Raw genomic sequence first — 633 nt, forward strand, 5'->3', positions numbered from 1 at the left:
CAGCCAGCGCAGGGGAAGCGTAGCGTCCCCTGTTTGATTTGGAGCAGACCATGACTGCGGAAAATCACAGCCCTCCGGCGAGGAGCCTTCGGAGAACGCAATGCACCAACCTCTGGGTGGTGTATAATTGCGCCCTTAGTAAACTAAGGGGTTTCCGGCTTCTCCCGTTCCAGCAGTTTTTTCAATAGTTCCTGCGTGTCCTGCCTGTGAAAAATGAGTTTCAACAACAGCATGACATCATCATCTGTCAGGCGTTCCGGCTCTTGCAGAAAACTTTCCAGCATACCGCCACGAGTACAGAGCCGGTGCGTCCGTTCCTTTCGGGTAAGCTGCTTTAACTGGTGCTGCAATGCCTTTTCATCATTGATGGCTTTCCGCAGTTTCTTTTCGCTTTTCTCCATCTCCCGGTTGAGCTTTTCCAGCTTTGAGGTGTCAGGCAAGGGCAGCGTCCTCCTTTCCCGGTATCAGCACATAAATCCTGTTTGGTTCTCCAACACCCTGACGCACCCGCATGATAAGTCCGGCGGTTTCCAGTTCATTCAGAGAACGCTTGACCGTCATGGGGCTGCGGGACAGGACTGCGGCAATGGCTGTGACAGGGAAGCAGACAAACAGGATTCCGTTCTCGTCCTC

Annotated in this window: 2 protein-coding genes; both read right to left on the reverse strand. The window is 53.2% G+C overall.

Annotation, left to right across the window (positions count from 1 at the left end; all coding sequences use genetic code 11):
- Positions 1–143: 143 nt before the first annotated feature.
- The gene (locus WKT10_RS15915; RefSeq protein WP_340278052.1) at positions 144–440 is read right to left on the reverse strand and encodes a DUF3847 domain-containing protein; all 297 of its coding nucleotides are present in this window, start codon (positions 438–440) and stop codon (positions 144–146) included.
- The coding region (locus tag WKT10_RS15920) for a DeoR family transcriptional regulator (protein WP_340278053.1) at positions 433–633 on the reverse strand (201 nt) is incomplete at its 5' end. The genes WKT10_RS15920 and WKT10_RS15915, both read right to left, overlap by 8 nt.

The sequence above is a fragment of the Enterocloster sp. HCN-30185 genome (assembly GCF_037890305.1).
Taxonomy (GTDB): Bacteria; Bacillota; Clostridia; order Lachnospirales; family Lachnospiraceae; genus Enterocloster.